This is a genomic window from Paenarthrobacter sp. NPDC091669 (genome assembly GCF_044756725.1).
GTDB classification, from domain to species: Bacteria; Actinomycetota; Actinomycetes; order Actinomycetales; family Micrococcaceae; genus Arthrobacter; species Arthrobacter bambusae_C.
The window spans coordinates 226,279-243,196 of record NZ_JBIVTK010000008.1; the positions used below are offsets into that span (position 1 = coordinate 226,279).

A 16,918-nucleotide genomic window follows, 5' to 3' on the forward strand; every position below is an offset into this window, starting at 1 on the left:
TTTGAGCGCTCAAAGCGCCCTTAACTGTTACTCAGTTGGGTGCGCCCGCAGTGCTTTGGCGGACCACCAGCTCGGGGGTAAACACCACGGCCCGGTGCTTGGTCCCACCGTTGTCCTGTTCCTCGGCGAGCAATTCGATCGCCGTCCTACCCAGCGCTTCGGTGGGCTGCCGGATGGAAGACAGCGGCACCACTGCGGAGATGGCGAAGTCGATGTCGTCGTAACCAATGAGCGCGATGTCTTCCGGAATCTTCACCGTCCGGAGCATGGTCAGGGACTGCATGACGCCGAGTGCCAGGAGGTCGTTGGAGCAGAAGACTGCCTCAGGCCGACGTTCGGGGGCGCGTTCCACCAGGCTGTTACCCACCTGTCGGCCGGCAAGAACGGTCTGCCCTGCGGAGTCGAGGACTTCAACGCTGGCCCCTGACACCTCGGCCACGGCTCGCTGCGCGCCCTTGAGTCGGCTGGCCACCTGGCGGATTGAAGGCGTACCAACAAAAGCCAGACGACGGCGGCCCAGGTCCAGCAGGTGCTTGGCGGCCAGATACCCGCCTTCCTGGTCATCCACGGAGACTGAGCTGCAGCGATCGGTGTCTGCAAGTTCATCCACCAGAACAGTAGGGACGCCCCGTTCGCGCAGGGTATCGATACGCTCCCCCACGTCACCCACGGGAGAGATGAGAAGCCCCTGGACGCGTTGCTCCTGGAAAAGATCCATGTAGTGCGCTTCCCGGGAGGAGTCCTGCCCGCTGTCGCCCACCAGGACCACGCTTCCGAGGGCGGTGGCAGCGTCCTCCGCGGCACGGGCCACCGAGGAGAAGAAGGGGTTGCCGACGTCCAGCACAATCAGGCCGATGGTCCTGCTCTGCCCGGCGCGGAGCTGGCGGGCAGCGTCATTGCGCACAAAACCCAGTTCCGCGATGGACTTGAGGACGCGTTCCTTGGTTCGTTGCGACACACGATCGGGATAGTTGAGCACATTGGAAACAGTTCCCACTGCTACCCGGGCGTGGGTTGCAACGTCTTTGATGCTGGCTGTCTGGGACATGCTTTCCGATCTCCGTTGGCTGACGTCAATGTGCTGGAAACGCCTTGACACCCTCCCGTTTCCGAGGGTAATTTGAATCGTAACAAATGAAACGATTCAAAGACGAGTGACCCTGGAGAACCGCACATGAGGGTTTGTTTCCGCTCCTCAGTCCACCCGGAACTGATGGCCGAGTACAAGCAACGCCACGCCGCCGTGTGGCCGGAGATGCTGTCCGCGCTGAAAAAAGCAGGCTGGAACAACTACTCGTTGTTCCTCGCACCGGACGGCCAGTTGATCGGCTACCTGGAGTGCGAAGACTACAAAGCCGCCCAGGCCCGCATGGCCGTGACAGCGGTCAACGGGCGCTGGCAAGCCGAAATGGCCACCCTCTTTGCGAACAGCGACCTTCCACCGGACCAAGGCTTCGAGATCGTTGAAGAAGTCTTCAACCTTGAAGACCAACTCGCCGCCGCCGACTCCGTCAAGGAGCCATATGCCGTCACGGACGCAGTCACCGGCGCACACATTAATACAGACTCAGCCGCCCACGAATACCAAAAGGAACAAGCATGAACACCACAGAATCGGCCCTGGGCCGTCTGGGAGAACTGGCCATTGAAGTGCCGTCCTGGGCCTACGGAAATTCCGGGACCCGGTTCAAGGTCTTCGGCACCCCGGGTACTCCGCGCACCGTCCAGGAAAAGATCGCCGACGCCGCCAAGGTCCACGAGCTCACCGGGCTGGCACCCACCGTGGCACTGCACATTCCGTGGGACAAGGTTGATGACTACGCAGCGCTGCGCGAGTACGCCGCAGGGCTTGGGGTGGGGCTGGGCACCATCAACTCCAACACTTTCCAGGATGACGAGTACAAGTTCGGCTCCCTCACCTCGTCCAACGAGGCTGTACGCCGCCGTGCCATCGACCACCACCTGGAGTGCATAGAGATCATGCACGCCACCGGTTCCAAGGATCTGAAGATCTGGCTTGCCGATGGCACCAACTACCCGGGCCAGGACGATATCCGCGGCCGCCAGGACCGCCTCGCCGAGTCCCTGCAGGAAATATACGCCGCCCTGGGTGACGAGCAGCGCCTGGTTCTGGAGTACAAGTTCTTCGAGCCCGCTTTCTACCACACCGATGTTCCGGACTGGGGTACCTCCTACGCCCAGACCCTCGCCCTGGGCGAGAAAGCGTTCGTCTGCCTGGACACCGGCCACCACGCCCCGGGCACCAACATCGAGTTCATCGTCATGCAGCTCCTGCGCCTGGGCAAGCTCGGCTCGTTCGACTTCAACTCCCGCTTCTACGCCGATGATGACCTGATTGTTGGCGCCGCTGATCCTTTCCAGCTGTTCCGCATCATGCACGAAGTCATCCGCGGGGGCGGTTTCGGCAAGGATTCCGGCGTCGCCCTGATGCTGGACCAGTGCCACAACCTGGAAGAGAAGATCCCGGGCCAGATCCGCTCGGTCCTCAACGTCCAGGAAATGACCGCCCGCGCCCTGCTCATTGACACCGCGGCGCTCTCCGAAGCCCAGCGTGCCGGCGATGTCCTGGCCGCCAACGGCATCTTCAACGATGCCTTCTACACCGATGTCCGCCCGGTCCTGGCCGAGTGGCGTGAATCCCGCGGCCTGCCCGCCGATCCAATGGCCGCCTACAAGGCCAGCGGTTACCAGAAGAAGATCAACGAGGACCGCGCAGGCGGCCAGCAAGCCGGATGGGGCGCATAAGCATGACCATGCAAGAGACCAACACAACTGTTGAAGAACTGATCTCCCGTTCCAACCGCCTCGGCGCGGACAAGCGGAACACCAACTTCGCCGGCGGCAACACCTCCGCCAAGGGCACCGAGAAGGACCCTGTGACGGGCCAGGACATTGAGCTCCTCTGGGTGAAGGGTTCCGGTGGCGACCTCGGCACCCTGAAGGCTGGGAACCTTGCCGTACTCCGGCTGGACCGGCTGCAGGCACTCAAGGATGTTTACCCCGGCGTCGAGCGTGAAGACGAAATGGTGGCCGCGTTCGATTACTGCCTGCACGGCAAGGGCGGCGCTGCGCCGTCAATCGATACCGCCATGCATGGCCTCGTTGATGCAGCTCACGTTGACCACCTGCACCCGGATTCCGGCATCGCCATCGCCACCGCCGTTGACGGCGAAGCGCTGACCTCCAAGGTGTTCGGCAGCAAGGTTGTCTGGGTTCCGTGGCGTCGCCCCGGTTTCCAGCTGGGCCTGGACATCGCTGCCATCAAGGAAGCCAACCCGCAGGCCATCGGCACCATCCTGGGCGGCCACGGCATCACCGCTTGGGGTGCTACCAGTGAAGAGGCCGAGGCCAACTCGCTCTGGATCATTGACCAGGCCGAGAACTACATCAAGAACAACGGCAAGTCCGAGCCCTTCGGCGCCGCGCTCCCCGGCTACGGCGCCCTCCCCGAAGCTGAGCGAAAAGCGAAAGCAGCCGCTCTCGCTCCCGTGATCCGCGGCCTGGCCTCCACCGACAAACCGCAGCTGGGGCACTTCAGTGATGACGCCGTCGTCCTGGAATTCCTTGCCTCGGAAGAGCACCCGCGCCTCGGCGCCCTGGGGACCTCCTGCCCGGACCACTTCCTGCGCACCAAGGTCAAGCCGCTGGTCTTGGACCTCCCGGCTGATGCCCCGCTGGAACAAGCGGTCACCCGGCTGAAGGAACTTCACGTTGCGTACCGGGAGGATTACCAGGCGTACTACGACCGCCACGCTGACGCCGATAGCCCGGCACTGCGCGGAGCGGATCCGGCGATCGTGCTGGTTCCCGGCGTAGGCATGTTCTCCTTCGGCAAGGACAAGCAGACCGCCCGCGTGGCCGGCGAGTTCTACCTCAACGCCATTAACGTGATGCGCGGCGCCGAGGCCATCTCCACCTACGCCCCCATCGAGGAATCCGAGAAGTTCCGCATCGAGTACTGGGCGCTGGAAGAAGCCAAGCTCGCCCGCCTGCCCAAACCCAAGTCGCACGCCACCCGCATCGCACTGGTGACCGGTGCGGCGTCGGGCATTGGCAAGGCGATCGCCACCCGCTTGGCGTCCGACGGCGCGTGCGTGGTCATTGCCGACCTGAACCTTGAGAACGCGCAAAAGGTTGCCGAAGAACTGGGCGGATCCGACGTCGCCATCGGCGTCCAGGCCGACGTCACCGACGAAGCCCAGATCGCCGCCGCCATCGCCGAAGCCGTACTCGCATTCGGCGGCCTGGACCTGGTGGTCAACAACGCCGGCCTGTCCATCTCCAAGCCGCTGCTGGAAACCACAGAAAAGGACTGGGACCTGCAGCACAACGTCATGGCCAAGGGCTCATTCCTGGTCTCCAAGGCCGCCGCCAAAGTCATGATCGATCAGGGCCTTGGCGGAGACATCATCTACATCTCCTCCAAGAACTCAGTCTTCGCGGGCCCTAACAACATCGCGTACTCCGCCACCAAAGCGGACCAAGCCCACCAGGTCCGCCTCCTCGCCGCTGAACTGGGCGAATACGGCGTCCGCGTCAACGGCATCAACCCCGACGGCGTGGTCCGCGGCTCCGGCATCTTCGCCGGCGGCTGGGGCGCCAAGCGTGCAGCCGTGTACGGCGTGGATGAGCAGGAACTGGGCAAGTACTACGCCCAGCGGACGCTCCTCAAGCGCGAGGTCCTCCCGGAACACGTGGCCAACGCCGCGTCCGTGCTCACCAGCAACGAACTGTCGCACACCACCGGCCTCCATATCCCCGTGGACGCCGGCGTCGCGGCAGCATTCCTCCGCTAGGACTGACAGTGAACAACGGAACCACCGCGAGCACCGCCCCGGCACACGCCGGGGCGGTGTCCGCTCAGAACACAGTCTTTGCCGCCATCGACATCGGCGCATCCTCCGGCCGAGTCATGTTGGGCCGCGTCTCGGCGGCGTCCGGGGTGTCGCTCGAGACGATTCACCGCTTCCCCAACGGGGTTGTGGAGCTCGACGGCGGCCTCCGCTGGGACTTCGACGCCCTGTTCGCGGAGGTACTCAAGGGACTGGCGGCTGCCGCTGCGGTGGCGCGTGGGAACGGCGAGCGCATCGTGAGCATCGGCATCGACACGTGGGCGGTGGACTATGGCTTGGTGAACGACGCCGGCGACCTCACCTCGGTGCCGTTCAGCTACCGGGACGAGCGCAGCCGGGCCACCGTGCAACGGGTCCATGCGCTCATTTCCCCGGAGAAGCTGTACGCCGTCACAGGTCTGCAGTACTTGCAGTTCAACACCCTGTATCAACTCGCAGCGGAACCCAAGCTAGACGGGGTGCAAGCCCTCCTGATCCCGGACCTTATCGCTTTCCTGCTGACGGGCGAGCGGCGGACTGAAGCCACCAACGCGTCCACTACGGGTTTGTTTGACGCTGTCGCCGGTGAGTGGGCCACGGAATTCATGGACGCACTCGGGCTGCCCCGGGACATCTTCCCGCCGCTTATCCAGCCCGGCGAAACCGTGGGCACACTGCTGCCCTCGGTCCTGGAACAAACGGGTTTGTCCGCCGACACCACAGTGGTTGCCGTGGGGTCGCATGACACGGCGTCTGCAGTGGCAGCTGTCCCCGCTGGGCTTGAAGACTTCGCATACATCTCCTCCGGAACCTGGTCCTTGGTGGGTGTGGAGCTGGACCGGCCCGTCCTCACGGAAGCGAGTCGCAAGGCCAACTTCACCAACGAACGCGGCGTTGATGGCACCATCCGTTACCTCCGCAACGTGGGTGGCCTGTGGCTCCTCAGCGAATGCCAACGGGCGTGGGCTGCGGAAGGCTACACCCAGGCACTCCCGGCGCTGCTGGACTCGGCGGCAGCACTTCCTGCCGGAGGTCCGCAAATCAACGCGGACGATCCCGCTTTCACTGCACCGGACAACATGCCGGACCGTATCCGCGCGGCTGTGCGCAACACCGGTGCCGTACTCCCGGACCGGCCTGCCGCCGTCGTGCGTTGCATCATGGACAGCCTCGCGGCCGGGTACGCCCGGACCCTGGCTGATGCCGAACGGCTCACCGGCCGCAGCACCAGCGTGGTGCATATTGTGGGCGGCGGTTCGCAGAACCGGCTCCTGTGCCAGCTCACGGCTGACGCCACCGGCAAGCCCGTGATCGCGGGGCCCGTTGAGGGAACGGCGCAGGGCAATGTCCTGGTCCAGGCCCGCGCAGCAGGGGTGGTGGCCGGTGGGCTGGCCGAGCTGCGTGGACTGGTCGCGGTGGGCACCAGCTTGGAACGCTACGAGTTTAGCGGTGCACGCGTTGTCAGTGGCGTCTCGTCCTGACCCGCTTTGATGCGAGGGTGGCCGCGAAACAACCTGCACCGGTTGTTTTGCAGCCATCATTCCGTCAAACAGGGTCAGGAAGCCACAAGTTCCGCAGGCCTCCGAGTCTGGTACGTCACAGCGCCGGATGAGGGTCCCGCGCTAAACTGATCGCATTATGATCCGCACAATGTTCAAGTCCAAGATCCACCGCGCAACGGTGACCCACGCCGATCTCCACTACGTCGGTTCGGTCACTGTCGACCTGGACCTCCTGGACGCGGCCGACATCCTCCCCGGTGAACTCGTCTCCATTGTTGACGTCACCAACGGCGCCCGGCTGGAAACGTACACCATCGCCGGCGAGCGCGGTTCCGGCGTCATCGGCATCAACGGTGCTGCGGCACACATGGTCCACGTTGGCGACACCGTCATCCTCATCACCTACGCGGAAATGACCACGGAGGAAGCCAGGGCCTACGAGCCCCGGGTAGTCCACGTGGGCAAGGACAACACGATCCTGCAGCTCGGCAACGACCCCGCAGAGGGCCACACCCCCGGGCTCATGCGCCCGCCGCACGCCCTGAGCAACGCGGCGCACCTCAGCTAGGTCTCCGGCCAGTATCCCAAAACGCTCGACGTCGGCACTCAGGTGAGTGCCGACGTCGAGCGCGTTTGAGCTGCTTAGCCAACGGCAGCAGGAGCCTGGAGGGGTGACGTTGCACCATTGCCCAGTGCGGATGCTGCGTGCCGGGCGGCGTCGAGGCCGCTCTCGAGGGCACCGTCGATGAACCCTCCCCAGCCGTTGGCGAAGTCGGATCCCGCGAGGCGGATTCTTCCCTCCGACCTCTGGAGTTCCGCCAGGTACCGGGTGAGGTAGCCGGTGTAATGCATGGGCCAGGTGGACCGTGCATGCTCATCGGCAACCCAGTCGTGTCCGGCAACATCGAGTACTGTCAGCCCCGGGACTAGTGCGTCCAGGTGCCGCTGTGCCCCGGCGACGTCCTGGACATCCACGGCCCCGGCGTCCGGGCCGAAGCAGACCAGGGTGGTGGTGTCATGATCGATGTACTCGGCTTGGACGAAGTTGAGTGCTGCTGACTCGGGCCCAAACGCGACGAACCTTTCCTGCCGGCCTTCCACCTTGACCCACAATTTCGCGCCGCGGCCTACCTGCCCCCTTGCCGCCGCTTCCTTCTTTCCGGGCGACAGCGCTGGCTGAATGTCGATGTCATTGAGCACGCTGAGCGGCAGCGCGAGGATGAGCTGGCGGGCCGCGTATTGCTTGCCCGCTTCAGTGGTCACAAGGACCTGTTGATCATCCTGGTCGATGGACGAGACCCTCTGGTTCAGCCGCAGCTCTGCCGTTGAGTCCGCAAGGATCGCCTCGGCCAGCCGGTGGGTCCCGCCGTCGATCTTGAAGCTCGCGCACGCCTCGAACATCAGCTGCCAGTCACCACTGGCCACCGCGCACCAACGCAGCGCCTGGGTGTAGGCCGCTTGATCCAGCCGGCCGTTGAAGTTCAGCGTCCAGAAGGATCTCAGGAGCCGGCGCTGATCATCGGGAAGCTCCAGGCGTTCGATGGCTTCCGAAAGCGTGAGCCCGTCGATGTCCGCCACGTCGGGGTTATCCAAGGGTGACCACGGCATCGGGAAGTAGCGCCTTGAGTCAGCCAGCAGCAGGCGGTTGGGCCCATCCAGCAGTTCCATCAAGCTCTCAGGAGTGCCTTCATGCCGCTGTCCATCCACGGCCCAGAGAGCCTTGGTGAACTCCGGTCCGGGTAGGGCTTTGATCCCGTAGCGCCCCATTTCCGCCCAGACGTACGGCTGGGTCCAGTGCACCCAGGTGCCGCCGAGTTCCAGGTTCCGGCCAAGGCGTTCTGCCAGATGGGTTCGTCCGGCGATCCGGTCCTTCGCCTCCAGCAGCATGGTGGAGTGGCCGCTGCGGGACAGTTCCCTTGCTGCTGTGAGACCGGCGAAACCTGCCCCGATAACGATGACGTCGGAAGTTTCCACTTGCCCGTTCCTCAGCTGTAAACGAAGAATTCGACGGTCGGCTCCAGGACACTCCAGCGGGTCATTGCCCCCTTGGACAGGGAAGCCATGGAGCCTTCTTTCAACTCAAGGGTTTCGCCGCCCTTGACCTCGATGCGGAGGTGGCCGGAAACGATGTAAATGGTTTCGTCCTGGTCAATCGGCAGGTCGAACGGTTCCGGCGCTTCTTCCGGTGTGACTTTCCAGATGCCCCCACTCAACACCTCGTTTCCGTTGTCACCGGGGCGTCGAAGCCATTGGACCGTGCCCAGGGCAAAGGGTTCAAACGCTGCATGGTCAAGGTGGGCATGAAAGACCTGGGACATGGTGTAGCTCCTCTATGGTGGTGGATTCGCGGAGGCGTACCTCAGTGCTTGTGGGTGTCTTGTGGGTAGCTGGTGGTGTTCAGGATGCTGAGCCTGGAGTTGAACGGCAAGGTGACCGGTTCCGCTGCGGGATTGTCCCAGCCGAACATCCGCCCGATGGAGCGCTGCTCGCGCAGGTCGATCAGGAGCACTGCTTCTACGGTCATCACCTGCTCGGTCCAAAAGAAGATGTACATGTCCTCCGCGACGGCCCAGGTCATGCAACGGTCGGTATCGGCGAGCCCTGCTTCCCCTCCCCGGACGCAGTGCCACGTGAAGGTCCCTTGATTCAAGTAGATGTGCTCGTAGGATTCCACGTCGCTGTAGCGGTAGAAGATGCGCTTGCCCACGAGGTCCGAGGACCGTTGGTGAACCGTCGGCTGGCCGTTGGCGTTCGCATGCGTGAAGTCTGTAGTTCCCCGGACCTTGCCGTCCGAGGCTACAAACCGGGAGACAGCAGTAGTGACGGCACCTGTGGCTTGGTCGAAGATGATGGTGACGTTTTCGGCGTCGGCGACTTTGCCGCCGTCGTGTCCACGGACGAAATCAATGATGAAGATTCCGGGGCGGGCCTCAATCGCTTTGTAGGCAGCGGTCCCGCTGGCAGTGCCCTCGTTCCACGTCAGCGTTGACGAGGTGAGGAAGTTGTACTCGATAGGGGTGCCATCAGCCGCCTGAAGGAAAAGAGTTGTGGCGGCAAGCGCAGGAGACGCGGGGAGGGTCTGTTCCCCGAAGCCGTCCAGCATGGTGGAGACCGGCGGCCATTCTTCCTCGGGAACGTAGTCCTGGAGTTCAGTGGAGGTCATGAGTTGGTCCTTTTGTTGAGGGAGTTCGGATTCAGACGATTTCGGCGGCGTAGTTGATGGCGGGCTTGTGCGCTCCTCGCATCAGGCCGGCCACAAAGATCAGCGGGATGCCGAGGAGGAGCCAGCGGGCCACCCCTCCTGCGCCTCCGAGCAGGACGTCGTAGTTGTCCAAGGTCAGGTAGCCCACCACGGCGAATGCCAGGAAGGAAAGTGCCGGAGCAATAACCGTGACCCAGGGGTTGTCCTTCATTCCGGATCGGGCGAAGTACACCAGGATTGCGGCGGACGTCAGCAGCAGGATGGAAATGAAGCCTGCCGTTCCCAACGCCACGAACCAGGCAAAGACCGTAGCGATCGGGTCAGCACCGGCCATGAGAAAGGCACTGATGATGGCCAGGACCACCAGCGAATTGACCAGTCCTGCAAACGACGGCGCTCCCGTGGCGGACACGGATGACAACTTGGCTGGGAGCGCGCCGGCCCGTCCCAAAGCGAACAGGTACCGGGAAAACATGTTGGACAGGCCCAGGAGCATCGCGATGAAACTCGTGACCACCAAAACCTGCATGGCGACGCTCAACCAGGCTCCTGCGCTGGCTTCGGCAAGCTCGAAGATCATCCCTGAGGGATTCTCCGTGGCCACGGCCTGAATCCCATCGATCCCCACAGCGCCGCTGATGGCCCATGTGGACACCATGTAGAAGAGGCCGATGAAAGCGATGACCAAGTAGGCGGCTCGTGGGATGGTGCGCCGTGGATTCCTGGCTTCTTCCGCGAAGACAACAGTGGCTTCGAAGCTGGTGAAGCAGGCAAAGGCGAACAACAACGAGATTCCCAGGCCAGGCCCAAGAATGTTCTCACCCGTGAACCCTGCGAACGTGAAGATCCCAGCCCCTTCTGGACGATGAGGGAGACAACCAGTGCTGCAACCACCAGCGTTTCGCCGAGAATGAGCACTCCCAACACTTTCAAGCTGGCGTCCACGCCCTTCATGGTCAGGAACGTGGTCAGCGCCAGCACTGCGACGATCCAAAAATGGACCGGCAACCCGATGCCCGTAAGACTCTCCACGAGATGCTGGGCGAAGACACCAAACTGGGACCACAGGCCTATTTGGAGGCTGAGATAGGTCAGGATGGCTATTCCGGCGCCTCCCGTGGCCCACTTGTTGCCCAAGCCTCTGGCTATGTACGCAACAAACCCGCCTGCGTTGGTGATGTGTTGGCTCATCCTGAGGTATCCCACCGAAAACAGGGCTACCAGCAAGGCCGCGATGACATAGATCACCGGGGTGCCGGGCCCGCTCGCGGAGAAGATGACGGGACTGGCTCCAACAACGGCGGCCATAGGGGCGGCGGCAGCAATAGCGAAGAAGGCTATGGCAACGACGCCAAGCTTGTTCGCCCTGAGCCGCACGGTACCCGCCGGGGAACCGGCATCTTGGGGACCGGCTGGGGCCGAGGTTTGACTGAATTCGTTCATGAGGCTGTTCTTTCCGGAATGCACTGGCGCCATCGCCACTGCGGAGGATAGGGAGCCCTGCGGCCGCGGGACACGGGGCTGGACTGAAGCTGCTCTTGGTGGCGGGTGATGCGGGCCACACTCCAAACTATACGTTTGTATAGTTTGGAGTGTCAATGGGTTCCGGCCCGGGATTTCAACGCCGCTAAACTCGCTGTATGAGCCAGGAAGCACGCAAGTTGCCCTACGGAGACGGTCGGGATGCCCTTCTGGCCGCCGTGCTGGATGTCGTAGCAGAGAAGGGACTGCGTGGGGCGACCTACAGATCAGTCGCCGCCCGCGCCGGAGTCAATCACGCACTGGTCACGCATCACTTCGGTTCCATGGAAGGTCTTTTGGCCGCCACCATGGAATGGTCCGTCCAGCGGTCCATTGAAGAAACCGGACTGTCCGGGATCGCGGACTTCGACGGGAACTTCGCCGATACTCTCATCGCCACCGTTTCCGCCGAACCGGAACTCCAGCTGTTTCAGTTCGAAATGATCCTCGAATCCAGGCGCAACCCGCAGATCCGCGCGATGGTTGAACGCCTTTACACGAACTACGTCAGCACAGTGGAGGAGGCACTAAACCGCCGCGGAGTGGACACACGCAACGAAGCCTCGCTTGCCATCTTCGCCGCCCTCGACGGCCTCATGCTTCAATTCCTCACTATCAGCGACCCCGCCCGGATCAGGTCCGCCGTCGTTCAGGTAGGGCGACTGATAACCGCGCTGGAGGCGGCGAACGGAACGACGCAAAAGCCAGCCACGAAATAAGGCCCGACGCCGGCACTCACCACCGGCGCCGACGTCGAGCGCGTTTTTGTACAGTTAATGCCGCTAAGACGGCCCTATAAGGTCAGTAGCTGCACAAAAACTCCTCCGTCCGCATGACGGAACTCTCGCGAGAAAACGCTTACTCACATACTGTTTGTGGCTAGGCTGGTGATCGTGACCCAACAGCCCTCCGCCCGCACAACGCCATGATCGGTGTCCTGTCCGGGTTCTTTGTTGTCTGGGCCATCATCCTGGTGGGCATGTTCGTGGGACGTCGGGAAATCCTGGGCGCGAACGCGCGTTCGGTGTTGAGCTCGCTGACATTCTTCGTTGCAAGCCCGGCGCTTCTCTTCGAGACACTGAGTAAGGCCAAGCTGCATGACGTCTTCGCCGCCCCGCTCCTGGTCACCGCCGTGGGCGCAGTACTCACCGGCTTGTTGTTCTTCCTGATCGTGAAATTCTGGCTGAAACGGGACATGCCCGAAGCCCTCATGTCCTCCATGAGCGCATCCTTGGCCAACTCGGCCAACCTCGGCATCCCCATCGCCGTATTTGTCCTGGGCGACGCGAGTTATGTGGCGCCCCTGCTGATCTTCCAGCTCGCGTTCTTCACGCCGATGTACCTGATGGCCCTGGATGCCAGCACCAGCACGCACCGCACCACTCCCCTGCGCTTCCTGCTGATGATCGTCAAGAACCCCATGATCGTGGGCTCTGCGCTCGGCCTGCTGGTAGCGGGGACCGGTTTTCGGGTGCCGACGCTCATCCTGGAACCCATCCACTTGATTGGCGGAGCGGCAATCCCCGCCATGCTGATGGCCTTTGGCATGAGCCTCAACGGTTCCAAACCCCTGCAGAAGGAAGCCGGGCGGAGGCTGGACACCCTGCTGGCCAGCGGCTTCAAACTCATAGTCCATCCGCTGATCGCGTACGTTTTTGCCCGCTTTGCGTTGGGTATGGAGGGCCACGCGCTCTTCGCCGTGGTGGTGACTTCTGCGCTGCCCACTGCCCAGAACGTATTCGTCGCGGCCAACCGGTACCAAGCAGGAATCACTGTAGCCAAGGACACCGTGCTGATCACCACCATCGTGGCCGTTCCCGCCATGATCGCGGTGGCGCTGCTGCTCGCCTAGCCGCACCAGCACCCAGCTGAGTCGCAATTGTGCGCGTATTCAGCGCTCAAAACGCGCTCTGCTGCGACTTACTTGGGTTACTCCACGTCCGCACTGGCCAAATAGTGGTCCAGGAGCTGCGCACAGCGGATGAAGCCCAGGTGTGAGTACGCCTGGGGATGGTTGCCCAAGTGCGTTTCGGTACCGGGATCGTACTCTTCGGGCAGCAGGCCCGTGGGACCGAACAGCGCCACCAGCTGGTTGAACAACTCCAGCGCATCGTCCAAGCGACCCACTGCCAGATACGCCTCGATCAACCAGGTAGTACAGATGTGGAAGCCACCTTCCAAACCCGGCAGGCCGTCGTCGTACCTGTACCGGAAAACGGTGGGCCCCACGCGCAGTTCGCGTTCAACGGCAGTCACGGTGTTCAGGAAGCGCTGGTCCTGGGCGTCCAGCAGACCGGACAAGCCGATGTGCAGGACGGCGGCGTCCAGGTCCGGACTGTCATAGGCCACCGTGTAGGAAGCGGCGGAGGAATCCCAGCCCTCACGCAGCACTTCCTCCCGAATGGTATTCGCGGTGGGTGACCAGTCCGCATGCGGAACCCGGCCATGCAAAGCGGCAGCCCGGAGCGCCCGATCCAGCGTCACCCAGCACATGACCTTGGTGTACACGTGGTGCCGCGGCGGCCGGCGGGCTTCCCAAATCCCATGGTCCGGCTCGTGCCAGCGGGCCAGCACGGCGTGCGCCATCTGCTCCATGAGGAACCAGTGCTGGTCCGGAAGGAACCCGCGCCGCTCGGCGAGATCGTGGATCAGTTCGGCGATGGGCCCGAACACGTCCAGTTGCACCTGATGGTCCGCGGCGTTGCCGATCCGCACCGGCCGCGATCCCGCATAACCGGGAAGGCTTTCCACAATGGCTTCCGTGGACAGCGGCGCGCCCGTCACCGAATAGAGCGGGTGGAGCCACTCCGGCCCCGGCGCGTTTTCCAGGATCCGGCCAAGCCAGCCCAGAAAACCGTCGGCCTCTTCCGTGGATCCCAACGACACCAACGAGTTCACCGTCATGGACCCGTCCCGCAGCCAGCAATACCGGTAATCCCAGTTACGCGTGCCTCCAATGCCCTCCGGCAGGGACGTGGTGGGTGCCGCCAGTACCGCGCCGGTGGGCTCGTGGACCAGCGACTTCAGTACCAGCGCGGACCGCGGCACCAGTGAGGTCTTGATGGTGGGCAGCTGCAGTGCCTTGACCCACTCACGCGCTGCCAGCCCGACGGCGGCACGCCGGTGAGGTTCGCCTGCCGGGTCCGCGGGTGGCGGCTCAGTGTCACCGCAGCGCATATTCAGCACTACAGGACCATCACCCAATGCGACCTCTGCCGTGGCCGTGGCGTACTTGGCGTCGTTGGTGATGGTGAAAGCGACGCCCGGCGCCGAGAGGATGATCGGGTCCGACGTCCCGATGATGTGGACCTCGTCGCCGCGGATCTCCATGTTGAACGGCGCATTCGCGTAGTCGGGCCTTGGCGCGAACACCACGCGTGCCTTACCCGTCCCGGACAGGACCCGGACCAGGCTGGTGATGCCCTCCGGTGCGGGCTCCAGATAGTCGGTCACTGTGACATCGGCCCAGCGGGTTTCCACGATCATGGTGTTGTCCACGTAACGCTGCGCCAGAACCGGGGATGGCTTCACAGGCTCAATGCTGAAATGGCCGGCGGGATCTCCGCCCAGGATATGGGCAAACAAGGATCCGGAATCCGGCAGGGGGTGGCTCATCCAGCAGACCTTCGCGTCCGGGGTGATCAACGCCGTCGAGCTGCCGTTGCCGATCATCGAATGCCGCTCCAGGCCCACCGCGTCCTCACCGAACAGCCACGCCCGCCGCAGTTCGAACAACAAAGCCAGCACGTGGGCAAAGGCTTCCGGATCCGGAATGGTGTGTCCCGCCGTCGTATCCCCCAGTCCGACGTGCAGGCCAAGGTCCGGTCCACGCAGGGTGGCGAGCGCCTTTTCATCGCTCTCGGCGTCGCCCGCGTACAGCGCGGCGCTGACGCCAAGCCTCGCACGGAGCTGTTCCAAGGCTTGGCCCTTGGCTGGTTCTTCGACAGTCAGGTCCAGCACCGTTCCGTCGATGATGAAGTACAGGCCAAACTCGATGGCGATTTTCTGCGAAGCGAAGATCACCCTGTCCACCACTTCGGGTGTTGCCGGCCGGGTGTGCACAGCGACGCCCACAGGCTTGCGGACAACGCTGATGCCCTTTTCGAAACCGATGGCTTCCGTCAGGGCGGTGGCCACCTGTTGGAGCAACTGTTCTGTGGCGAGCGAGAGCGTGTAGGCATAGCCCATGTCGAACTCCACCCCGTGGGACCCCACCAGGTGGACCTCCGCCGGCAGCCTGGACACCGCGGCCAGATCCCTGAGGGACCGGCCGGAAATGATGGCCGTGTGCGTGTTCGGCAGCGCAGCCAGCGCACGGAGCGCCACGGCTGCGCTGTCCAGGGGCAAGGTCTCTGTGGAAACGCCCTCCGCCGAGCAGAGGGTGCCGCCGTAGTTACAGGCCACCAGCAACCCAGGAACCCGGGCCAGGACCCTGAGCTCCGCGAACAACTGCGGGCTGATGCCGTTCTCCGCATCGGATTGGAGCACGGTCCGGAGCAGGCCAAGCGGGAGCGATTTCATCAGCAGCGCGGAATCGGCAACCGATTGATTCAAATGCGTAGGCATGGCAGCCCCTTCCGAAGCGGATAGCTACAGTCTCCGCCCGGACGGTTTCGCTTGCATACCTCGTTGATTACCAACGAGTAAAGTCTTTCCTTGGATTTATGCGGGAACCAGGCCCGCTACCTCGGCCACCAGTTCCACGGACCGCAAACGTTCTTCGGTGCCGATGCTCTGGTGCGCCACGATCAGCTCGTCGGCGTCAGCGAACGCCGCAAACTCGTCCAGGTAATCGCGCACCACGTCCTTGGTTCCCACAGCTGAGAACTTCATCATCTGGGCGATGTGCTGGCCCTGCGGGGAGTCGAGCACCATGTCCGCTTCGTCGTCCGTGAACTCGCGGCCACCACCAAAGAACAACGAAACGCGGGCACGCTTCACAGCAAGGTGGATGGCCTGGGCCTCGGCGTTGGAATCCGCGGCAGTAGCGTTGACGCCCGCGATGACATGGGGCTCCGACAACTGCTCGGAAGGCTTGAACTCGCGTCGGTAGACGGCAACTGCGTCCTGCAGGGCAGCCGGCGCAAAGTGTGAAGCAAACGCGTAGGGAAGGCCCAACTGAGCGGCCAACTGGGCGCCGAACAGCGAGGATCCCAGGATGTAGAGCGGTACGTTGGTGCCCTTGCCCGGCGTCGCTTCGACACCCTGGATGCGGGTGGGTCCGGTGAGGTAGCCCTGAAGTTCCAGTACGTCCTGCGGGAACCTGTCCGAGGACGTGTGGTCGCGGCGCAGTGCCCGCATGGTGTTTTGGTCGCTGCCCGGTGCGCGTCCCAGTCCGAGGTCGATCCGTCCCGGGTGCAGCGTCTCGAGCGTGCCGAACTGCTCCGCGATGGTCAGCGGTGAATGGTTGGGCAGCATGACGCCGCCGGCTCCCAGGCGAATGGTGTTGGTGTGGGCGGCGACGTGGGCGATCAGCACGCTCGTGGCCGAGGAAGCGATCGCGGACATGTTGTGGTGCTCGGCGTACCAGACGCGCCGGTAGCCCAGCTCTTCGGCCTTCTGCGCCATGGCCACGCTGCCCGCGAGGCTTTCCGCCGCCGTCTGGCCCTTCCCGATGGTCGCCAGGTCGAGGATGGAAAGAGGAACAGTCACGGGGATGCCTTTCGGTACGTTGCGCGGTGCCCGCATTTTTGTTGCCGGACACTTAAGCGACAACGACGGCGGCACCCGGCTTATTTCTGTGAGTTGCGTCGCCCGGTGGTTTCGGCCCTCCTTCGGGTGGCTTTTGTGACCCCGTTCGACGCCCGATTAACCGCCATGAACCCCTGTATCCCAGCGTT

At 63.4% G+C, this 16,918-nt stretch carries 15 protein-coding genes; 8 read left to right on the forward strand and 7 right to left on the reverse strand.

What is annotated here, in order from left to right; genetic code table 11:
* Positions 1-31 precede the first annotated feature (31 nt).
* Positions 32-1,048, reverse strand: coding sequence for a LacI family DNA-binding transcriptional regulator (locus ACIQLI_RS15355; protein WP_400390019.1), 1,017 nt, complete (start codon positions 1,046-1,048; stop codon positions 32-34).
* 126 nt (positions 1,049-1,174) lie between these two features.
* On the opposite strand from ACIQLI_RS15355, the gene ACIQLI_RS15360 reads away from it, so the two are divergent.
* The 5 genes from ACIQLI_RS15360 to panD all read left to right on the forward strand — a co-directional run bounded on the left by ACIQLI_RS15360 (position 1,175) and on the right by panD (position 6,923).
* Entirely contained in the window at positions 1,175-1,603 is a 429-nt protein-coding gene (locus tag ACIQLI_RS15360) for an L-rhamnose mutarotase (protein ID WP_400390021.1), read from the forward strand.
* Entirely contained in the window at positions 1,600-2,766 is a 1,167-nt protein-coding gene (rhaI, locus tag ACIQLI_RS15365; protein ID WP_400390023.1) for an L-rhamnose isomerase, read from the forward strand. The genes ACIQLI_RS15360 and rhaI overlap by 4 nt, the downstream gene beginning before the upstream one ends.
* 8 nt (positions 2,767-2,774) lie before the next feature.
* Entirely contained in the window at positions 2,775-4,817 is a 2,043-nt protein-coding gene (locus ACIQLI_RS15370; protein WP_400390079.1) for a bifunctional aldolase/short-chain dehydrogenase, read from the forward strand.
* Positions 4,818-4,825: 8 nt separating this feature from the next.
* Entirely contained in the window at positions 4,826-6,334 is a 1,509-nt protein-coding gene (locus ACIQLI_RS15375) for a rhamnulokinase family protein (protein WP_400390025.1), read from the forward strand.
* A 157-nt stretch (positions 6,335-6,491) separates the two neighbouring features.
* A complete protein-coding gene (gene panD / locus ACIQLI_RS15380) occupies positions 6,492-6,923 on the forward strand; it encodes an aspartate 1-decarboxylase (protein ID WP_400390027.1) in 432 nt (143 codons plus the stop codon).
* A gap of 74 nt (positions 6,924-6,997) precedes the next feature.
* On the opposite strand, the gene ACIQLI_RS15385 is transcribed toward panD, so the two are convergent.
* From ACIQLI_RS15385 to ACIQLI_RS15400, 4 genes are read right to left on the reverse strand one after another with little or no spacing between them, the layout of a single operon-like run.
* Positions 6,998-8,329 (reverse strand): flavin monoamine oxidase family protein, encoded by a 1,332-nt coding sequence (locus ACIQLI_RS15385; protein ID WP_400390028.1) that lies wholly within the window; start codon positions 8,327-8,329, stop codon positions 6,998-7,000.
* Positions 8,330-8,340: 11 nt separating this feature from the next.
* Positions 8,341-8,673, reverse strand: coding sequence for a cupin domain-containing protein (locus ACIQLI_RS15390; RefSeq protein ID WP_400390030.1), 333 nt, complete (start codon positions 8,671-8,673; stop codon positions 8,341-8,343).
* A 41-nt stretch (positions 8,674-8,714) separates the two neighbouring features.
* Positions 8,715-9,518 carry a MoaF C-terminal domain-containing protein gene (locus ACIQLI_RS15395; protein ID WP_400390032.1) on the reverse strand — a complete coding sequence of 268 codons (804 nt, stop codon included), beginning with the start codon at positions 9,516-9,518 and terminating at the stop codon, positions 8,715-8,717.
* Positions 9,519-9,549: 31 nt separating this feature from the next.
* The gene (locus ACIQLI_RS15400; protein ID WP_400390034.1) at positions 9,550-10,623 is read right to left on the reverse strand and encodes an APC family permease; all 1,074 of its coding nucleotides are present in this window, start codon (positions 10,621-10,623) and stop codon (positions 9,550-9,552) included.
* On the opposite strand from ACIQLI_RS15400, the gene ACIQLI_RS15405 reads away from it, so the two are divergent.
* From ACIQLI_RS15405 to ACIQLI_RS15415, 3 genes are all read left to right on the forward strand, one after another.
* Positions 10,554-11,051 carry a hypothetical protein gene (locus tag ACIQLI_RS15405; protein ID WP_400390081.1) on the forward strand — a complete coding sequence of 166 codons (498 nt, stop codon included), beginning with the start codon at positions 10,554-10,556 and terminating at the stop codon, positions 11,049-11,051. The two genes, ACIQLI_RS15400 and ACIQLI_RS15405, sit on opposite strands and share 70 nt — an antisense overlap.
* 146 nt (positions 11,052-11,197) lie before the next feature.
* Positions 11,198-11,797: a TetR/AcrR family transcriptional regulator gene (locus tag ACIQLI_RS15410; protein ID WP_400390036.1), complete on the forward strand. Its 600-nt coding sequence runs from the start codon at positions 11,198-11,200 to the stop codon at positions 11,795-11,797.
* 206 nt (positions 11,798-12,003) lie between these two features.
* Positions 12,004-12,930: an AEC family transporter gene (locus ACIQLI_RS15415; protein WP_400390038.1), complete on the forward strand. Its 927-nt coding sequence runs from the start codon at positions 12,004-12,006 to the stop codon at positions 12,928-12,930.
* Positions 12,931-13,007: 77 nt separating this feature from the next.
* Here the strand turns inward: ACIQLI_RS15415 and ACIQLI_RS15420 are convergent, their stop codons facing one another.
* Together ACIQLI_RS15420 and ACIQLI_RS15425 are read right to left on the reverse strand one after the other, a co-directional pair.
* Positions 13,008-15,644, reverse strand: a complete 2,637-nt coding sequence (locus ACIQLI_RS15420) for a trehalase-like domain-containing protein (protein ID WP_400390040.1) — start codon at positions 15,642-15,644, stop codon at positions 13,008-13,010.
* Positions 15,645-15,740: 96 nt separating this feature from the next.
* A complete protein-coding gene (locus tag ACIQLI_RS15425; RefSeq protein WP_400390042.1) occupies positions 15,741-16,730 on the reverse strand; it encodes an LLM class flavin-dependent oxidoreductase in 990 nt (329 codons plus the stop codon).
* Positions 16,731-16,918: the final 188 nt, after the last annotated feature.

What these genes read in the sequence shown, in the direction of transcription:
- ACIQLI_RS15355 (WP_400390019.1), bottom strand. Translation starts at nt 1,048, where the DNA reads ATGTCCCAGACAGCCAGCATCAAAGACGTTGCAACCCACGCCCGGGTA.
- ACIQLI_RS15360 (WP_400390021.1), top strand. Translation starts at nt 1,175, where the DNA reads ATGAGGGTTTGTTTCCGCTCCTCAGTCCACCCGGAACTGATGGCCGAG.
- rhaI (WP_400390023.1), top strand. Translation starts at nt 1,600, where the DNA reads ATGAACACCACAGAATCGGCCCTGGGCCGTCTGGGAGAACTGGCCATT.
- ACIQLI_RS15370 (WP_400390079.1), top strand. Translation starts at nt 2,775, where the DNA reads ATGCAAGAGACCAACACAACTGTTGAAGAACTGATCTCCCGTTCCAAC.
- panD (WP_400390027.1), top strand. Translation starts at nt 6,492, where the DNA reads ATGATCCGCACAATGTTCAAGTCCAAGATCCACCGCGCAACGGTGACC.
- ACIQLI_RS15390 (WP_400390030.1), bottom strand. Translation starts at nt 8,673, where the DNA reads ATGTCCCAGGTCTTTCATGCCCACCTTGACCATGCAGCGTTTGAACCC.
- ACIQLI_RS15395 (WP_400390032.1), bottom strand. Translation starts at nt 9,518, where the DNA reads ATGACCTCCACTGAACTCCAGGACTACGTTCCCGAGGAAGAATGGCCG.
- ACIQLI_RS15405 (WP_400390081.1), top strand. Translation starts at nt 10,554, where the DNA reads ATGGACCGGCAACCCGATGCCCGTAAGACTCTCCACGAGATGCTGGGC.
- ACIQLI_RS15410 (WP_400390036.1), top strand. Translation starts at nt 11,198, where the DNA reads ATGAGCCAGGAAGCACGCAAGTTGCCCTACGGAGACGGTCGGGATGCC.
- ACIQLI_RS15415 (WP_400390038.1), top strand. Translation starts at nt 12,004, where the DNA reads ATGATCGGTGTCCTGTCCGGGTTCTTTGTTGTCTGGGCCATCATCCTG.
- ACIQLI_RS15420 (WP_400390040.1), bottom strand. Translation starts at nt 15,644, where the DNA reads ATGCCTACGCATTTGAATCAATCGGTTGCCGATTCCGCGCTGCTGATG.